Genomic DNA, 16068 nt, shown 5'->3' with positions numbered 1-16068 from the left:
CCCCCACGCCTCAATCACCGGCGGGCTGGATGTGCGGCTGGGCCGCACATCCAGCCCGTCCGGCGTTTGAGGACACGCGCGAAGCGCGTACGGAGGTCTGGGGGCTTGCCCCCAGTTCGGGAAGGGGCGGGTAGGGGAACAAGCCCCGCGCAGCGGCACCGCCCCCCGCCTACCGCCCGAACTCGTACGCCTCCACCTCCGCGATCAGCCCCGCCCGGCGCCCCTCGTCGTCATCCAGAAACGCCGCGACGAACGAGTTCCGCGCCAGCTCCCGCAGCGCCCCCTCGTCCAGCCCCAGCGCCTCCCGCACCGCGTAGAACGTCTCCCCGACATACCCCCCGAAGTACGCCGGGTCGTCCGAGTTCACCGTGCACAGCAGGCCCGCCGCCATCATCCGGGGCAGCGGGTGGTCCTCCAGTGTGTCGACCGCGCGCAGGCGGACGTTCGACAGCGGGCAGAGCGTCAGCGGGATCCGCTCGCGGACCAGGCGTTCGACGAGTTGGGGGTCTTCCATACAGCGCAGGCCGTGGTCGATGCGTTCGATGCCGAGGACGTCCAGGGCCTCGGTGATGTACGCCGGCGGGCCCTCCTCGCCCGCGTGGGCGACCCGGCGCAGGCCGAGCGCCGCCGCCGCCTCGTACACCTCGCGGAACTTCGACGGCGGATTGCCGACCTCCGCCGAGTCGAGGCCCACGGCCGTGATCCGGTGCAGATACGGCTTCGCGGCCGCCAGTGTCTGCATCGCCGACTCGGCGGACTCGTCCCGCAGGAAGCACATGATCAGCCGCGTCGAGATGCCGTGCCGCTCCTCGCTGTGGTCCAGCGCGCGGGCCAGCCCTTCGATCACCGTGCCGAGCGGGACGCCGCGCGCGGTGTGCGCCTGCGGGTCGAAGAAGATCTCCGCATGCCGTACGCCCTGCTCGGCGGCGCGTGCCAGATACGCCTCGGCGAGTTCGGCGAAATCGTCCTCGGTGTGCAGGACGGCCGTCAGGCCGTAGTAGAGGTCGAGGAAAGACTGCAGGTCCTCGAAGAGGTAGGCGCGGCGCAGCTCCTCGGTGTCCTTGTACGGCAGCTCCACGCCGTTGCGCGCGGCCAGTGCGAAGGCGAGTCCGGGTTCGAGGGTGCCTTCGATGTGGAGGTGCAGTTCGGCCTTGGGGAGGGGATGAAGGGGCACGGCTCTCGCCTCGTTCACTGGTGGCGTTTGGGGAGGGGGACGCGCAACAGGTCCTGGGCGATGGTCAGTTCGCCCTCGAACCCGGCCGCGCGTGCCTGCCGCTCGAATTCCTCCGGGTCGCTGTAGCGCTGCGAGAAGTGCGTGAGAACCAGATGCCGCACTCCCGCGTCGCGGGCGGCCCGCGCCGCCTGCCCGGCGGTCAAGTGGCCGTGGTCCGTGGCCAGTTGTTCGTCCTCGTCGAGGAAGGTCGACTCGATGACGAGCATGTCGCAGCCGTCCGCGAGCGCGTGCACGCCGTCGCAGAGGCGGGTGTCCATGACGAAGGCGAACCGCTGTCCTCTGCGGACCTCGCTGACCTCGGCCAGGGTGACGCCGTTCACCTCGCCCTCGCGCTGGAGCCGCCCGACGTCGGGGCCCTTGATGCCGTGTGCGGCGAGCTTCTCGGGCAGCATGCGGCGGCCGTCCGGCTCGGTGACGCGGTAGCCGTACGACTCGACGGGGTGCGAGAGCTTGCGGGCGTCGAGGGTGTACGAGCCGTTCTCGGCCAGCACCCCGTCGGCGGCGACGGGAGCCTGGATCAGCTCGACGGTCTCGCGGTAGGCCGTCGCGTACCGCAGCCGGTCGAAGAAGCGCTGCCCGCTCGCCGGATAGTGCGCGGACACCTCGTGCGGGACCCGGTCGAGGTTGATGCGCTGGATCACTCCGGCGAGGCCGAGGGAGTGGTCGCCGTGGAAGTGCGTGACGCAGATCCGGTTGATGTCGTGCGCGGCCACCCCGGCCCGCAGCATCTGGCGCTGCGTGCCCTCGCCGGGGTCGAAGAGTATGCCTTCGCCGTCCCAGCGCAGCAGGTAGCCGTTGTGGTTGCGGTGGCGGGTCGGGACCTGGCTGGCGGTGCCGAGCACGACCAATTCACGTACGGACAAGGCGAGTCGGCTCCCTTTATCCCGGGGGCCATTCGAGACCGCGGCCGCCCAGCAGATGCGCGTGGGCGTGGAAGACGGTCTGGCCCGCGCCGCTTCCGGTGTTGAAGACGATCCGGTATCCGGCGCCGTCGACCTTCTCCTCGGCGGCGACCTCGCCCGCCTCGCGCAGCACATCGGCGGCGAGCTGCGGCTCGGCGGCTGCGAGCGAGGCGGCATCGCGGTAGTGCGCCTTGGGGATGACCAGGATGTGGGTGGGGGCCTGGGGATTGATGTCGCGGAAGGCGACGATCCGCTCGGTCTCCCGCACGACGGTGGCGGGCACCTCCCCCGCGACGATCTTGCAGAACAGGCAGTCAGCCTGCGGTTCTCCCGCCATGCCGGGATCCTCCTCGCGTGGGTCCACTACGACTTGCATCGTATCGAGTGACCGGGTTCGTGGGCGCCGTGGGAAGTCACCCGGGTCCGTGGTTGCCGTGGGAAGTCACCCGGGTCCGTGGTTGTCGTGGGCCAGGGGGCGTTGACGGTTGCTGTCGGTGGTGGGCTTCGCGGGCGAGCCGCAGAGCGCGCCCCACGCCGCCGGGCGCGGTCCGATGAGGGACCGGCGCCCGGCGTCGCCAGGCGGACGGGACTTTGAAGACACGACCTAGGGCAGGTCCGGAGGAGTCTTCGCCGGGTTCTCGGACAGCACCGCGAGCGCCATCCGTACCGCCTCGTCCAGCTGCGGGTCACGCCCCGCCGCATGGTCCTGCGGGGTCATCGCCACCTCCACGTCCGGGTCGACGCCGTGGTTCTCCACGCCCCAGCCGTATCCCTCCAGCCAAAAGGCGTACTTGGGCTGGGTGACGCACGTCCCGTCCACCAGGGAGTACCGGTTGTCGATGCCGACGACGCCGCCCCAGGTGCGCGTCCCCACCACCGGGCCGATGCCGAGCGCCTTGATCGCCGCGTTGACGATGTCTCCGTCCGAGCCCGAGAACTCGTTCGCCACCGCGACCACCGGGCCGCGCGGCGCGTCCTGCGGGTAGCTGGACGGCTGCATCCCGCGCGGCAGGTCCCAGCCCACGATCCGGCGCGCCAGCTTCTCGACGACGAGCTGGGAGGTGTGCCCGCCGCGGTTCTCGCGTACGTCCACCACCAGGCCCTCGCAGGCCACCTCGATCCGCAGATCCCGGTGGATCTGGGCCCAGCCGGGCGCCTGCATGTCGGGGACGTGCAGATAGCCGAGGCGGCCGCCGGACTTCTCGTGGACGTAGGCGCGCCGGTCCGCCACCCAGGCGTGGTAGCGCAGCGGCTCCTCGTCGCAGAGCGGTACGACGACGGCATGGCGCGGATCGCCGCCGCCCGCCGGGGAGACGGTCAGTTCGACGGGCTTGCCAGCGGCTCCCACGAGAAGCGGTCCGGGCCCGGCGACGGGGTCCACCGGCCTGCCGTCCACGGCGAGGATCGCGTCGCCCGTGCGGACCGCGACGCCGGGCGCGGCGAGCGGTGAGTGGGCGTTCGGGTCGGACGTCTCGGACGGCAGGATGCGGTCGATGCGCCAGGCGCCGTCCGCCGCCCGGGAGATGTCCGCGCCCAGCAGGCCCTGGCGGGTGCTCGCGCTTCCGTACCCGCCGCGCGGTGTGACGTAGGCGTGCGAGGTGCCCAGCTCGCCCTGCACCTCCCAGAGCAGGTCGATCAGATCGTCGTGCGTGGCCACCCTGGACAGGATCGGGCGATAGCGGTCCAGTACGCCGTCCCAGTCGACGCCGCCGAGGTCCGCGCGCCAGAAGTTGTCGCGCATCAGCCGCCCGGCCTCGTCGTACATCTGCCGCCACTCGGCGGCCGGGTCGACACTGCCGCGCACCCGCGAGAGGTCGACGGTGATGTTGGAGTCGCTCTCCTCGTCGCGCGAGGCCCTGCGGTCGCTCGGGACCACCTTGAGCTTGCCGTCGGTGTACAGCAGCACCCGCTTGCCGTCGCCGCTGACGGAGAAGCTCGTCGCGTCGGGGGCGAGCTCCTCGATCCGCTGCTGGACGAGGTCGTACCGCTCCAGGGCGGTCTGGGGCCCCGGGTCGTCGGGCGTCGCGCGGGTCGCGCCGAGGACGCCGCGCAGCGGGTGGCGCAGCCACAGCAGTCCGTCCTTGGCGGCGCGCAGCGTGGAGTAGCTGGCTGCCTCGACGGGGAAGGGCACTATCCGGTCGGCGAGCCCTTCGAGGTCGATACGGGTCACGGGGACGCCGCCGTCCTCGCCGTCCTGCCGTCCCTGGTCCTTGTCCTTGTCCTTGTCCGTCTCGAACGCCCGGCCGTGGCGCTGCGGCCCGAAGGGCGAGGGCGTGGTGGCCGCCAGCGTGATCAGGTGCGGGCGGCAGCCGCGGATGAAGGCGAGGTCGAAGACATGCGTGTCGTAGACCGGGTCGAAGGCGCGCTCGGAGAGGAACGCGAGGTGCTTTCCGTCGAGCGTGAAGGCGGGCTGGTAGTCGCAGAAGCGCAGCGGGGTCGCCTCGGAGACCGACAGATCGGCGGTGTTGGCGAGCTTGAGCTGACGCAGCGGCTCGGGTCCCGCGTGCGACCAGGCGAGCCAGCCGGAGTCGGGCGAGAAGGCGAGGCCGGTGGCGTCGCCGTGCTCGCTGCGGTCGACCTCGCGGACCTCGCCCGACTCGCGTTCGACGAGCAGGACGCGGCCGTCGTGCGAGGCGACGGCGGCGCGGCTGCCGTCCGGTGCGACGGCGAGGGCCAGTACGCGGCCGAGCCGTCCCGCGCCGAGCCTGCGGGGTGTCGCGCCGGGCGCGGGGCCGGTGGCCGGCGCGAATTCGAGTGCGTCCTCGCCCTCGGCGTCGGTGACCCAGACGACCTGTTCCTCGCCCTCGACGCGGAAGGTGCGGGGCAGCCTGGCGCGTACGCCGGGCTCCGCGGCGAGCGCCCGCGCGGGCCCCTCCCGGTGGGTGACCCAGTGAACGCCGCCACGGATTTCCACGGCGCTGCCGCGACCCGTGTGGTCGGGCGTCGCGGTGCCGAAGTGGCGGTCGGCCTTGACGGGGCGCGGGCGCAGATCGGTGCGCTGGCCGCCGAGGCGGATGTCGAGTCGGCGCGGCTCGGCGGCGTCCAGGCCGTCGAGGAGCCACAGTTCACCGGCGGACGCGTAGACGACGCGGGTGCCGTCGGTGGCGGCGTGGCGGGCGTAGAAGCCGTCGACGGGGGTGTGCCGCCGCAGGCCGGAGCCGTCGGCCGCCGACGAGTAGACCGCGCCGACGCCTTCGTGGTCGGAGAGAAAGGCGATCCGGTCCCCCACCCAGAGCGGGTACTCGATGTTCCCGTCGAGCTCCTCGTGGAGGCGTACGAACTCGCCCTCGCCGTCCCGGTCGATCCACAACTTGCCCGCGGTGCCGCCCCGGTAGCGCTTCCAGGCGGCGGCCTCGCGGCCCATCGTGGCGGAGAGCAGCACGGTGTGCGGCCCGTGCGCCACATCGCCCACGGGCCCGTACGGCAGCACGGCCGCGGGCCCGCCGTCGAGCGGCATGGCACGCGCCCAGGTGCGGCGCAGCGAGGCCTGGCCGTGGGTGGTGATCGCGAGGACCCGGCCGTCGGGGGTCCAGCCGCGGACGGAGGTCTTGGCGCTGCCCCAGTACGTCAGACGGTTCGTCAGGCCGCCGTCGACGGGCGCGAGATGCACCTCGGGGGCGCCTGCCCGCTGTGAGGACCACGCTATGTGCGTACCGTCGGGCGAGATCCTCGGATGGTTCACCGGAACGTTGTCGGCGCTGACGCGCCACGCGCGGCCGCCGTCGAGCGGGGCGACCCAGACGTCGTCCTCTGCGGTGAAGGCGATCAACTCGCCGTGGACATGCGGATACCGGAGGTAGGCAGGGTGCGTCACACCGTCACCCTAGGCAGGTGGCCGCCGCCCGGTCACGGCTTTCGGATCACTTGGCCGGCGGGTCGGCCGTCTCGGTCACGGTCACCGTGACGGTGACGGTGGGGCGCGACGGCCCACCGGGAGAGCGGGTGGCCGGTTTGCTGCTGGGCGCGGCATTGCAGTTGCCGAGCACGCTCGCTTCGAAGACGACCTTGCCGCCGACCTTCGCGACGAGATGCCCGCGTACGCACGTGCCGGAACGCTCGTCCGTCACCTTGCCCTTGAGGGTGATCTCCTGCCCGGAGTCGGTCTCACCCTGACAGTCGACGGTGGCCACACTCGGCTTGGACGGCGACGCGGAGGCGGTGACGGGCGCCTTGCCGCCGTCGATGTTCGCCGTACAACTGAGCCAGCGCACCTTGAAGCCGATCCGCTCCAGGGTGCTGGTCGCCGTCTTGTCGGTGGTGACCGCGACCGCGACGGAGCTCAGCCCGCCGGTCGACGGCTCACAGGCCGCGACACCGACAACTGCGGCCGCGGCAGCGCAGATTGGCGCGAGGGTGCGTGGGTGGAGTACGCGTCTCAAGGCCCCCATGAGAGGCAGCCTCCCACTGTGTCACCGGCCGCGGTAGTCCGCTTGCCGCCACTCGTGAACACCCTACGGTGGCGTCATGGGAGCGAGCCGGAAGGTCAGGCGCCTCGTCGTCGGCGACTGACGACAACGCAGCGAGCGTGCGTGCCAGGCGTCGCCAGGTGGGGGTACCTCCCAGGCGAAGCTCTGGGGGAGGGACTTTGAAGACACGACCTAGGACCAGCGGCCCGTGCGGCCGAGCAGGAGCGCCGTCGCCGCCGTGCCCGCCGTCGACGTGCGCAGCACGCTCCGGCCCAGCCGGTACGGCTTCGCGCCGGCCCCGGCGAACGCCGCCAACTCCTCCGGGGACACGCCCCCTTCGGGGCCCACCACCAGCACGATCGACCCCTCCGCGGGAAGCTCCGCCGTGGCCAGCGGCTCGGCGCCCTCCTCGTGCAGCACCGCCGCGAAATCCGATTCGGCCAGAAGTGACGCAACCTGCTTGGTCGTTGCCGCGTCCGCGACCTCCGGGAAGCGGAGCCGGCGCGACTGTTTGCCCGCCTCGCGCGCCGTCGCCCGCCACTTCGCGAGCGACTTGGCGCCCCGTTCCCCCTTCCACTGCGTGATGCAGCGCGCGGCGGCCCACGGCACGACCGCGTCGACACCGGTCTCCGTCATCGTCTCGACGGCGAGTTCACCGCGGTCGCCCTTGGGCAGCGCCTGGACGACGGTGATACGGGGCGTCGGCTCCGGTTCCGTCGGGAATTCCCGCGGTTCGACGATCAGCCGGTCCTTGCCCTCGGTCCGTAGGACGACGCCCGCCGCCCCCCGCCCGCGGCCGTCCGTCAGCACGATGTCCTCGCCGGGCTGCAGCCTGCGTACGGAGACGGCGTGCCGCCCCTCGGGCCCGTCCAGGGTGACGGTCGCCCCAGGGCCGACGCCCTCCAGGGAGTCGACGACGAAGACCGGCGCGGTCACCGGGAACCGCCCAGCGCCAGCGCGGCGCGCGCGGAGTCCGTTTCGGCGACGAGGACGTCGACCAGCCGGCCGGCGGGCAGCTCACGCGCCAGCCGGTGGCCCTGCCCGGCCCACAGCGCCATGCCCTGCGCGTCGCCCGCCTTGGCAGCGGCCTTGCGCAGGCCGCTGGTCAGGTGGTGCACCTGGGGGTACGCGGCGGGCGCGTACGGGCCGTGCTCGCGCATGAAGCGGTTCACCAGGCCGCGGGCGGGCCGCCCGGAAAAGGCGCGGGTGAGTTCGGTGCGTACGAACAAAGGATTCGTCATGGCCTGCTTGTGCAGCGCGTTCGCACCGGACTCGGGGCAGACCAGGAACGCGGTCCCGAGCTGCGCGGCGACCGCCCCCGCCGCGAGCACGCCCGCGATCTGGCCGCCGCGCATCAGTCCGCCCGCGGCGATGACCGGAAGCTGCACGGTCTCGCGGACCAGCGCGATGAGCGAGAGCAGCCCGATCCCGGCGCCGTCGGACTCGGGGTCGTCGCGGTGGGTGCCCTGGTGGCCGCCGGCCTCGATGCCCTGCACACACACGGCGTCGGCCCCGGCCCACTGCGCGGCCTGCGCCTCTTCGGGCGTCGTGACGGTGACGACGGTGAAGGTCCCGGCCTTGGCGAAGGAGTCGAGCACATCCCGGGTCGGGCAGCCGAAGGTGAAGGAGACGACAGGCACGGGGTCGTCGAGGAGGATGGCCAGCTTGGCCTCGTAGCCGTCGTCGCGCCCGGAGTCGGGGTCGCCGAGAGGAGTCTCGTACCAGGTGGCCTCACCGGCGAGCTGATTCCGGTAGATCTCGACGGCACCGGGGTCGGCGGTGTTGGGCTGCGGCATGAAGAGATTGACGCCGAAAGGCTGCGCGGTGAGCCCGCGAATCTGTTTGACCTCCTGATACATGCCGTCCGCGGTCTTGTATCCGGCAGCGAGGAACCCGAGCCCGCCGGCTTCGGACACGGCGGCGGCGAGCTGGGGGCAGGATGCGCCGCCCGCCATGGGGGCCTGCACGATCGGATGACGGCAAAGATCGGTCAGTGCGGAGGACATGCAGGCATGGTGCCATGCCGCTCGCGCCCCACCGAATCGGGCGTTCCGCAACCGCAACTGGTGCGGGCCGCTGCCCTGAAAATGCCGGAGGGGCTGAAGATTCAGCCCCTCCGGCGTTCGAGAGGCCTAACGCCCGTTGAACGCGTCCTTCAGGCGGGAGAACAGTCCCTGCTGCCCCGGCTGGAACTGACCCGTAGGCCTTTCCTCGCCGCGCAGCTTCGCCAGGTCCCGCAGCAGCCGCTCCTGATCCACGTCCAGCTTCGACGGGGTCATCACCTCGACATGCACGATCAGGTCGCCACGGCCCCCGCCCCGCAGGTGCGTGATGCCGCGCCCGTGCAGCGGAATCGACTGGCCGGACTGGGTGCCCGGGCGGATGTCGACCTCCTCCATGCCGTCCAGCGTCTCCAGCGGGCACTTCGTGCCCAGCGCCGCCGCCGTCATGGGGATCGTCACCGTGCAGTGCAGATCGTCGCCCCGGCGCTGGAACACCGGGTGCGGCAGCTCGTGGATCTCGACGTAGAGGTCGCCGGCGGGGCCACCCCCCGGGCCGACCTCGCCCTCGCCCGCGAGCTGGATGCGCGTGCCGTTGTCGACACCGGCCGGGATCTTGACCGTCAGGGTGCGGCGGGACCGTACCCGCCCGTCGCCCGCGCACTCGGGACACGGGGTCGGCACGACCGTGCCGAAGCCCTGGCACTGCGGGCACGGCCGCGACGTCATGACCTGGCCCAGGAAGGACCGCGTCACCTGCGAGACCTCACCGCGGCCGCGGCACATGTCGCAGGTCTGCGCCGAGGTACCCGGCGCCGCGCCCTCACCCGAACACGTCGTACAGACGACGGCCGTGTCGACCTGGATGTCCTTCGTCGTGCCGAAGGCCGACTCGTTGAGCTCGATCTCCAGGCGGATCATCGCGTCCTGGCCCCGCCGCGTACGCGACCTGGGGCCGCGCTGCGAAGCCGTACCGAAGAAGGCGTCCATGATGTCCGAGAAGTTCCCGAAGCCACCGGCGCCGAAGCCGCCCGCGCCTCCGCCGCCCGCCTGCGAGAGCGGATCTCCGCCGAGGTCGTAGACCTGCTTCTTCTGCGGGTCCGACAGCACCTCGTACGCGGCGTTGATCTCCTTGAAGCGCTCCTGCGTCTTCGGGTCCGGATTCACATCCGGGTGGAGTTCACGGGCAAGCCGACGGAAGGCCTTCTTGATCTCGTCCTGGGACGCGTCGCGGCGTACGCCGAGTACGGCGTAGTAGTCCGTGGCCACTTACGACTCCGCCAGGATCTGTCCGACGTAACGTGCCACTGCGCGTACCGCTCCCATCGTTCCGGGGTAGTCCATGCGGGTCGGTCCGACCACGCCGAGTTTGGCAACTGCCTCGTCGCCCGAACCGTAGCCGACCGCGACGACGGACGTGGAGTTGAGGCCCTCGTGGGCGTTCTCATGACCGATCTTCACGGTCATACCCATGCCGCCCGCTTCCTTGGCCTCGCCGAGCAGCTTGAGGAGCACCACATGCTCCTCAAGAGCTTCGAGCACCGGCCGAATCGTCAGCGGGAAGTCGTGTCCGAAGCGCGTCAGATTGGCGGTGCCGCCGATCATCAGCCGTTCCTCGGTCTCCTCGACCAGAGTTTCGAGCAGGGTCGAGAGCACCGTGGAGACGGTACCCCGGTCCTCCGCCTCGAAGGAGTCGGGAAGGTCCTGCACCAGCTGCGGCACATCCGCGAAGCGGCGGCCGACGACCCGGCTGTTGAGCCGGGCACGCAGGTCCGCGAGCGAGGATTCCGCGAAAGGCGCGGGGCAGTCGATCATGCGCTGCTCGACCCGACCGGTGTCCGTGATCAGCACGAGCATCAGCCGGGCGGGCGCCAGGGAGAGGAGCTCCACATGCCGGACGGTGGACCGGGTCAGCGAGGGGTACTGGACCACCGCGACCTGCCGGGTCAGCTGCGCCAGCAGCCGTACCGTACGGCCCACGACGTCGTCGAGGTCGACGGCTCCGTCCAGGAAGTTCTGGATGGCACGGCGCTCGGGCGACGACAGCGGCTTGACGCCGGCCAGCCTGTCGACGAACAGCCGGTAGCCCTTGTCCGTGGGGATACGCCCCGCGCTCGTATGAGGCTGGGCGATGAACCCTTCCTCCTCCAGCACCGCCATGTCGTTGCGGACGGTGGCCGGGGAGACCCCGAGCTTGTGACGCTCGGTGAGCGCCTTGGAGCCCACGGGCTCCTCGGTGCCGACATAGTCCTGGACGATGGCGCGCAGCACCTCGAGTCTGCGTTCGCTGAGCATCGCGCACACCTCCAGCTGTGATTCCTCGGTGACTGCTTGGCACTCGATGCGTACGAGTGCCAGCATTTCCCCGTGCCAGTGTACGGCCGTGGGGTACATCCCTAGCAAGGGCGGCCGACCACGCCACCGAGCGACAGTGCTGGTCGGTTGCGGATAGCGTCGCGGTATGGACGTCAGTTGGGAAGACTTCGGCTGGGAGCGGTTGGCCGACGGAGTGGGGCGCCGGCGGCTTCCCGGCTGGGATGCGACCAGTGGTTTGATCGCCGGAGAGGACGGTGTCCTCCTGTACGACACCGGCTCGACACTCCGCGAGGGGGCCGAGCTGCGGGCCCAGGCGCAAGCCCTGCTCGGGGGCCGCCGGGTGACGCATATCGCACTGAGCCATCCCCACTTCGACCATGTGCTGGGCACGGCGGCGTTCTCGGGCGCGGAGGTGTACGGAGCGGTCGGCATCGCCGAATTGATGCGGCGGGAGCGGGACGAGATCCGCGACACGGCGATACGGCACGGGGTCACCGAGGCCGAGGCGACGGAGGCGGCCGACGTGCTGGTGTCGCCGCACCATCTGGTGTTCGGGGAGTGGACGCTGGACCTGGGCGGCCGCCAGGTGCTGCTGGCGAACATCGGCCCCGGCCACTCGGGCCACGATCTGGCGGTCCTGGTGCCCGGCAGCCCGGAGGTCGTCTTCTGCGGCGACCTCGTGGAGGAGTCGGGCGAACCCCAGGCGGGCCCGGACGCGATCCCCTCCCGCTGGCCCGCGGCACTGGACCGGCTGCTGTCGCTCGGCGGCGAGGACGCGGTGTACGTACCGGGGCACGGCGCGGTCGTCGACGCGGCGTTCGTACGCGCCCAACGCGAGCTGCTGGCGGCGCGCTTCGGGGTGTCGTAGCGTCTGGCCAATGCGCAGCTACAGCCCGGATCTGACCCCGCCCTGGAAGAAGTCGCAGCCCGCGCCCGAGGTGCCGGCCGAGCCCGATCTGGTCGTCGAGGAGGTCGGCACGGGCTTCTGCGGTGCGGTGATCCGCTGCGAGAAGACAGCGGAGGGGCCGACGGTCACGCTGGAGGACCGCTTCGGCAAGCACCGGGTGTTCCCGATGGTCCCCCGCGGCTTCCTGCTGGAGGGCCGCGTCGTCACACTCGTGCGCCCCTCCGCCGCCGCTCCGGTGCGCCCGGCCCGCACCGCCTCCGGCTCGCTCGCGGTCCCGGGGGCGCGTGCGCGGGTGGCGCGGGCGGGGCGCATCTATGTCGAGGGCCGCCACGACGCGGAGCTCGTGGAGCGGGTGTGGGGTGACGACCTGCGGATCGAGGGGGTCGTCGTCGAATACCTGGAAGGCATCGACGACCTCCCGTCGATCGTCCGCGACTTCGCCCCGGGCCCGGACGCGCGCCTGGGCGTGCTGGTGGACCATCTGGTCCCGGGCTCGAAGGAGTCCCGCATCGCGGCCCAGGTCACGGGCGAGGACGTACTGGTGGTGGGCCACCCGTACATCGACGTGTGGGAGGCCGTGAAGCCGTCCTCGGTGGGCATCCGCGCGTGGCCGTCGGTCCCGCGCGGCCAGGACTGGAAGACCGGGGTCTGCCGGGCGCTGGGCTGGCCGGAGAACACGGGGGCGGCGTGGCAGCGGATCCTGTCGGCGGTGCGGTCGTACAAGGACCTGGAGCCGGAGCTGCTGGGGCGGGTGGAAGAGCTGATCGATTTCGTCACGGCGGCGGACCTTTCCAGCCCGTCCGGCGTTTGAGGACACTCCCCGTACGCCCTGCGGGCGTGGGGACCCCCAGAACGGCGTACCGGGGTCTGGGAGCTTGCCCCCGGTTCGGGAAGCGGCGGGGTGGGGTGAAAGCCCGCCCCAGGCGCACCCCGCACCACCGCACCCCTAATCCACCAGGTCCCGCACCACCGCGTCCGCCAGCAACCGCCCCCGCAGCGTCAGCACCGCCCGTCCCTCCCCGTACGGCCCCGCCTCCAGCAGGCCGTCCGACAACGCCCGCCCCGCCGCCGCCAGCCCCGCCGGCCGCAGCAGCGTCAGTTCGCAGCCTTCGCGCAGGCGGAGTTCCAGGAGCACCCGCTCCACCCGGCGGTCCTCCGGTGCGAGCACCTCACGGCCCGCCCCCGGCGACCGGCCCTCCGCCAGCGCCGCCGCATACGCCCCCGGGTGCTTCACGTTCCACCACCGCACCCCGCCGACGTGGCTGTGCGCTCCGGGGCCCGCGCCCCACCAGTCGGCGCCGCGCCAGTACAGCTCGTTGTGCAGGCACCGGCCGGCCTGTGAGGTCGACCAGTTGGAGACCTCGTACCAGTCGAAGCCCGCCTCCGCGAGGACCGAGTCCGCGATCAGATAGCGGTCCGCGTGAACGTCGTCGTCGGTCATCGGCACCTCGCCGCGCCGGATGCGCCGCGCCAGCTGGGTGCCCTCCTCCACGATCAGGGCGTACGCCGAGATGTGGTCGGGGCCGGCCCCCACCGCCGCCGCGAGGGACGCGCGCCAGTCGTCGTCGCTCTCCCCCGGCGTGCCGTAGATGAGGTCGAGGTTCACATGCTGGAAGCCCGCCGCCCGCGCTTCCGCGACGCACCCCTCTGGCCGCCCCGGCGTGTGTGTACGGTCCAGCACCTTCAGTACGTGCTGCCGCGCGCTCTGCATCCCGAAGGACACCCGGTTGAAGCCGCCCTCCCGCAGCTCGGCCAGGTACGCCGGATCCACCGATTCCGGGTTGGCCTCGGTGGTGATCTCCGCGTCGTCCGCGAGGCCGAACTCCTCGCGTACCGCGGCCAGCATCCGTACGAGATCCGAGGCGGCGAGGAGCGTCGGCGTACCGCCCCCGACGAAGACCGTCTTCACCTGCCGCGGGTCGTCGCCCAGCACCTTGCGGGCGAGGCGGATCTCCTCGGTGACCATCGCGGCGTAGTTGTCGCGGGAGGCGAGGACGCCGCCCGAGCCGCGCAGCTCGGTCGCCGTGTAGGTGTTGAAATCGCAGTAGCCGCAGCGCGTCGCGCAGTACGGCACATGCAGATAGAAGGCGAGCGGCCGGTCGGCGGCCTCTTCGAGGGCGGATGCGGGCAGCGCCCCGTCCTCGGGCATGGGCTCACCATCGGGCAGTACGGAAGGCATGCCCCCCATTGTCCGTCACCCGCAAGGCTTACATCGCCTGCAGCACGAGCAGCGCGAGATCGTCCCCCGGCGGCGTCTCCGCGAACTCGTGCACCGCCTGCTTGATCCGTTCCGCGATCCCCTGCGCCGTCAGCCCCGCGCACCCCGCGAGCACCGTCGCGAGACCGTCGCCGTCGTCGAACATCCGTGACCCCGAGCGCCGCTCGGTCACCCCGTCCGTGACGCAGAGCAGCGTGTCACCGGGCTCCAGGTCGAAGGTCTGGCTCTGGTACGCCACCTCGTCGACGACCCCGAGCAGTACCTGCGGCTCGGCCGCCGTACGCACGGTGCCGTCGGGCCGCAGCAGCAGCGGCAGCGGATGCCCGGCGCTGGCGACGGTGCACCGCACACCGCCCAGGGGCGAGCGCACCAGCTCGCCGTAGAGCAGGGACAGGAACCGGGCCTGCGGCCCTTCCGGCAGGCCCTGGCCGCCTGCGGCGGCCACCATCAGCGCGGCCGCCTCCGCCGCTTCCATGGCGTCGTCGAGCAGCAGTCCGTTCAGCCGGTCGAGCACCTCGCCGACCTGGTAGCCCTCGCGGGCGAGCAGCCGAAGCCAGGGCCGGGCGAGGCCGGTGACGACGGCGGCCTCGGGCCCGCTGCCCTGGACGTCGCCGAGCATGAAGCACCAGCGGCCGCCGGAGCTCGCCGGGAAGATGTCGTAGAAGTCGCCGCCCGCGACTCCGTCGTCGCTCGGTTCGTACACGAGAAAGCGGTCCACGCCGGGGATCTCGCCGACCTTGCCGGGCAGCAGCCCCCGCTGCAGCACTTTGCTGATGGTGGCCTGCCGGGTGTACTGCCGGGCCGCGCCGATCGCGAGGGAGAGCCGCCGCGCGAAGTCCTCGATCAACGCGGTCACTTCGTCGGGCACGCGCGCCAGGCCCTGCCGGGCGACGAGCAGCGTGCCGAGACCGCGCCCGCCGGTGACGAGACGATAGGCCAGCACCGTCCCGGCGCCCGCGCCCGGCTCGCCCTCGCGCGGCCAGGGGATCGGCACGGGGCCGTTGCGTGGGGTGTCGGGCAGCGGCGGCGGCTCCTTGGCGAGGATCTCGCGCAGTTCCTCGATCCGGGACTCGTCGCTGTGCCAGACCCGGGCGAGCCGGGGCGCGGCTCCCGAGGGGCCACCCGTTCCCCACCTGGAATGGCCGCCCTCGCCATCGAGCCAGATCGCGCACCAGTCGGCGAGCCGTGGCACCAGCAGCTGCGCGGCGAGCGCCGCGACCATGTCCTCGTCGAGCTGTCCGGCGAGCAGGTCGGAGGCTTCGGCGAGAAAGGAGAGCGCCCCTCGGCTGATCCAGTCCGGGTCCTCGCGGGCGGTGCGCCGCGGCGTGGGGGCGAGGATCTCGGCGGCGCGCAGCCCGCGCTGGAGCGCCGGTTCGGCGCCTGGCACGGGGCAGGACTCCAGGCCGTCGACGGGCAGGCGGGCCCAGACGGTCTTGAGGGCGGCGCGATAAGTGATGCCCCAGCGCTCGGCGAGGGCGCCGACGAGATGGAGGCCGCGTCCGTATTCGGGGGTGGCGGTGCGGTCCTCGCCGTGCGATTCGTTGCGTACGGTCCTGGCGGGGTGGTGGTCGGAGACCTCGATCACCAGCGCGGCGGGCTCGCCCTCGGCCGATTCCTCCAGCCGGCAGAGGAGTTCGACGGTGGTGCCCGCATGGACTACGGCGTTTGTCACCAGCTCGTTGACGACGAGTACGGCATCGTCTGCGAGCCGGTCCGTACTGTGCCTACCCGGCGGGCAGCCCCCGCGGCCCGCAGTGCCCCGGCAGAAGGCGCAGGTGGCGAGCAGTCCGAGGTTGGTCCAGTCGGCGAGTGCGGCTCGTACGAAACGTCGCGCGGCACAGGGCGCGAGAGGGTTTCCGGGCAGGCTCGTGCGGGAAACCGACCGCGCGTCATCCCGTAGTGGGTACAACGGGGTTGCGCGTTGGACGGTGTCTCGCTGCATCGGAATGGGCCCCACTGTGCGGCTCCTGGTCGGTTCTGGCAATGCGCCGCTTATGACACCGACAGAGTGACAGACTGAGCCTGCCCATAAGCGCCGAGTCACTGAAGTGGGCGGATATGAACGAACAGAGTGCTTTGTCGCCC

13 protein-coding genes are annotated in these 16068 nt (G+C 71.9%); 2 read left to right on the top strand and 11 right to left on the bottom strand.

What is annotated here, in order from left to right:
- Positions 1–169: 169 nt before the first annotated feature.
- From OG905_RS26995 to hrcA, 9 genes are all read right to left on the bottom strand, one after another.
- Positions 170–1174, bottom strand: a complete 1005-nt coding sequence (locus tag OG905_RS26995; protein ID WP_328677884.1) for an adenosine deaminase — start codon at positions 1172–1174, stop codon at positions 170–172.
- Between the two features lie 14 nt (positions 1175–1188).
- Positions 1189–2097 carry a ribonuclease Z gene (locus OG905_RS26990; RefSeq protein ID WP_328677883.1) on the bottom strand — a complete coding sequence of 303 codons (909 nt, stop codon included), beginning with the start codon at positions 2095–2097 and terminating at the stop codon, positions 1189–1191.
- Positions 2098–2113: 16 nt separating this feature from the next.
- Positions 2114–2473, bottom strand: a complete 360-nt coding sequence (locus OG905_RS26985; RefSeq protein WP_266476484.1) for a histidine triad nucleotide-binding protein — start codon at positions 2471–2473, stop codon at positions 2114–2116.
- 267 nt (positions 2474–2740) lie between these two features.
- Positions 2741–5950 carry a S41 family peptidase gene (locus tag OG905_RS26980; protein ID WP_328677882.1) on the bottom strand — a complete coding sequence of 1070 codons (3210 nt, stop codon included), beginning with the start codon at positions 5948–5950 and terminating at the stop codon, positions 2741–2743.
- A 46-nt stretch (positions 5951–5996) separates the two neighbouring features.
- On the bottom strand, positions 5997–6524 hold the full coding sequence (locus OG905_RS26975; RefSeq protein WP_328677881.1) for a hypothetical protein: 528 nt from the start codon (positions 6522–6524) through the stop codon (positions 5997–5999).
- Positions 6525–6734: 210 nt separating this feature from the next.
- Positions 6735–7478 (bottom strand): 16S rRNA (uracil(1498)-N(3))-methyltransferase, encoded by a 744-nt coding sequence (locus OG905_RS26970; protein WP_328677880.1) that lies wholly within the window; start codon positions 7476–7478, stop codon positions 6735–6737.
- Positions 7475–8548, bottom strand: coding sequence for a nitronate monooxygenase (locus OG905_RS26965; protein ID WP_328677879.1), 1074 nt, complete (start codon positions 8546–8548; stop codon positions 7475–7477). The genes OG905_RS26970 and OG905_RS26965 overlap by 4 nt, the downstream gene beginning before the upstream one ends.
- A gap of 126 nt (positions 8549–8674) precedes the next feature.
- Positions 8675–9811, bottom strand: coding sequence for a molecular chaperone DnaJ (dnaJ, locus tag OG905_RS26960; protein ID WP_324977444.1), 1137 nt, complete (start codon positions 9809–9811; stop codon positions 8675–8677).
- Complete coding sequence (gene hrcA / locus OG905_RS26955) at positions 9812–10837, bottom strand: heat-inducible transcriptional repressor HrcA (RefSeq protein ID WP_328682639.1); 1026 nt, start codon at positions 10835–10837, stop codon at positions 9812–9814.
- 166 nt (positions 10838–11003) lie between these two features.
- Between hrcA and OG905_RS26950 the strand changes: the two genes are divergently transcribed.
- Both OG905_RS26950 and OG905_RS26945 read left to right on the top strand, forming a co-directional pair.
- Entirely contained in the window at positions 11004–11726 is a 723-nt protein-coding gene (locus tag OG905_RS26950; protein ID WP_328677878.1) for an MBL fold metallo-hydrolase, read from the top strand.
- A 10-nt stretch (positions 11727–11736) separates the two neighbouring features.
- Complete coding sequence (locus tag OG905_RS26945) at positions 11737–12576, top strand: DUF3097 domain-containing protein (RefSeq protein WP_328677877.1); 840 nt, start codon at positions 11737–11739, stop codon at positions 12574–12576.
- Positions 12577–12711: 135 nt separating this feature from the next.
- Here the strand turns inward: OG905_RS26945 and hemW are convergent, their stop codons facing one another.
- Positions 12712–13944 (bottom strand): radical SAM family heme chaperone HemW, encoded by a 1233-nt coding sequence (gene hemW, locus OG905_RS26940; RefSeq protein ID WP_328677876.1) that lies wholly within the window; start codon positions 13942–13944, stop codon positions 12712–12714.
- Positions 13945–13972: 28 nt separating this feature from the next.
- The gene (locus tag OG905_RS26935) at positions 13973–15925 is read right to left on the bottom strand and encodes an ATP-binding SpoIIE family protein phosphatase (RefSeq protein ID WP_328677875.1); all 1953 of its coding nucleotides are present in this window, start codon (positions 15923–15925) and stop codon (positions 13973–13975) included.
- Between the last annotated feature and the right edge of the window lie 143 nt (positions 15926–16068).

The organism is Streptomyces sp. NBC_00322, assembly GCF_036147535.1.
Taxonomy (GTDB): domain Bacteria; phylum Actinomycetota; class Actinomycetes; order Streptomycetales; family Streptomycetaceae; genus Streptomyces.
This window is presented reverse-complemented; position numbering and strand designations above follow the sequence as displayed.

Coding starts and splice junctions, on each gene's coding strand:
- OG905_RS26965 (WP_328677879.1), bottom strand. CDS start 8,548: ATGTCCTCCGCACTGACCGATCTTTGCCGTCATCCGATCGTGCAGGCC.
- OG905_RS26945 (WP_328677877.1), top strand. CDS start 11,737: ATGCGCAGCTACAGCCCGGATCTGACCCCGCCCTGGAAGAAGTCGCAG.
- OG905_RS26935 (WP_328677875.1), bottom strand. CDS start 15,925: ATGCAGCGAGACACCGTCCAACGCGCAACCCCGTTGTACCCACTACGG.
- hrcA (WP_328682639.1), bottom strand. CDS start 10,837: ATGCTCAGCGAACGCAGACTCGAGGTGCTGCGCGCCATCGTCCAGGAC.
- hemW (WP_328677876.1), bottom strand. CDS start 13,944: ATGCCTTCCGTACTGCCCGATGGTGAGCCCATGCCCGAGGACGGGGCG.
- OG905_RS26975 (WP_328677881.1), bottom strand. CDS start 6,524: ATGGGGGCCTTGAGACGCGTACTCCACCCACGCACCCTCGCGCCAATC.
- OG905_RS26985 (WP_266476484.1), bottom strand. CDS start 2,473: ATGGCGGGAGAACCGCAGGCTGACTGCCTGTTCTGCAAGATCGTCGCG.
- OG905_RS26950 (WP_328677878.1), top strand. CDS start 11,004: ATGGACGTCAGTTGGGAAGACTTCGGCTGGGAGCGGTTGGCCGACGGA.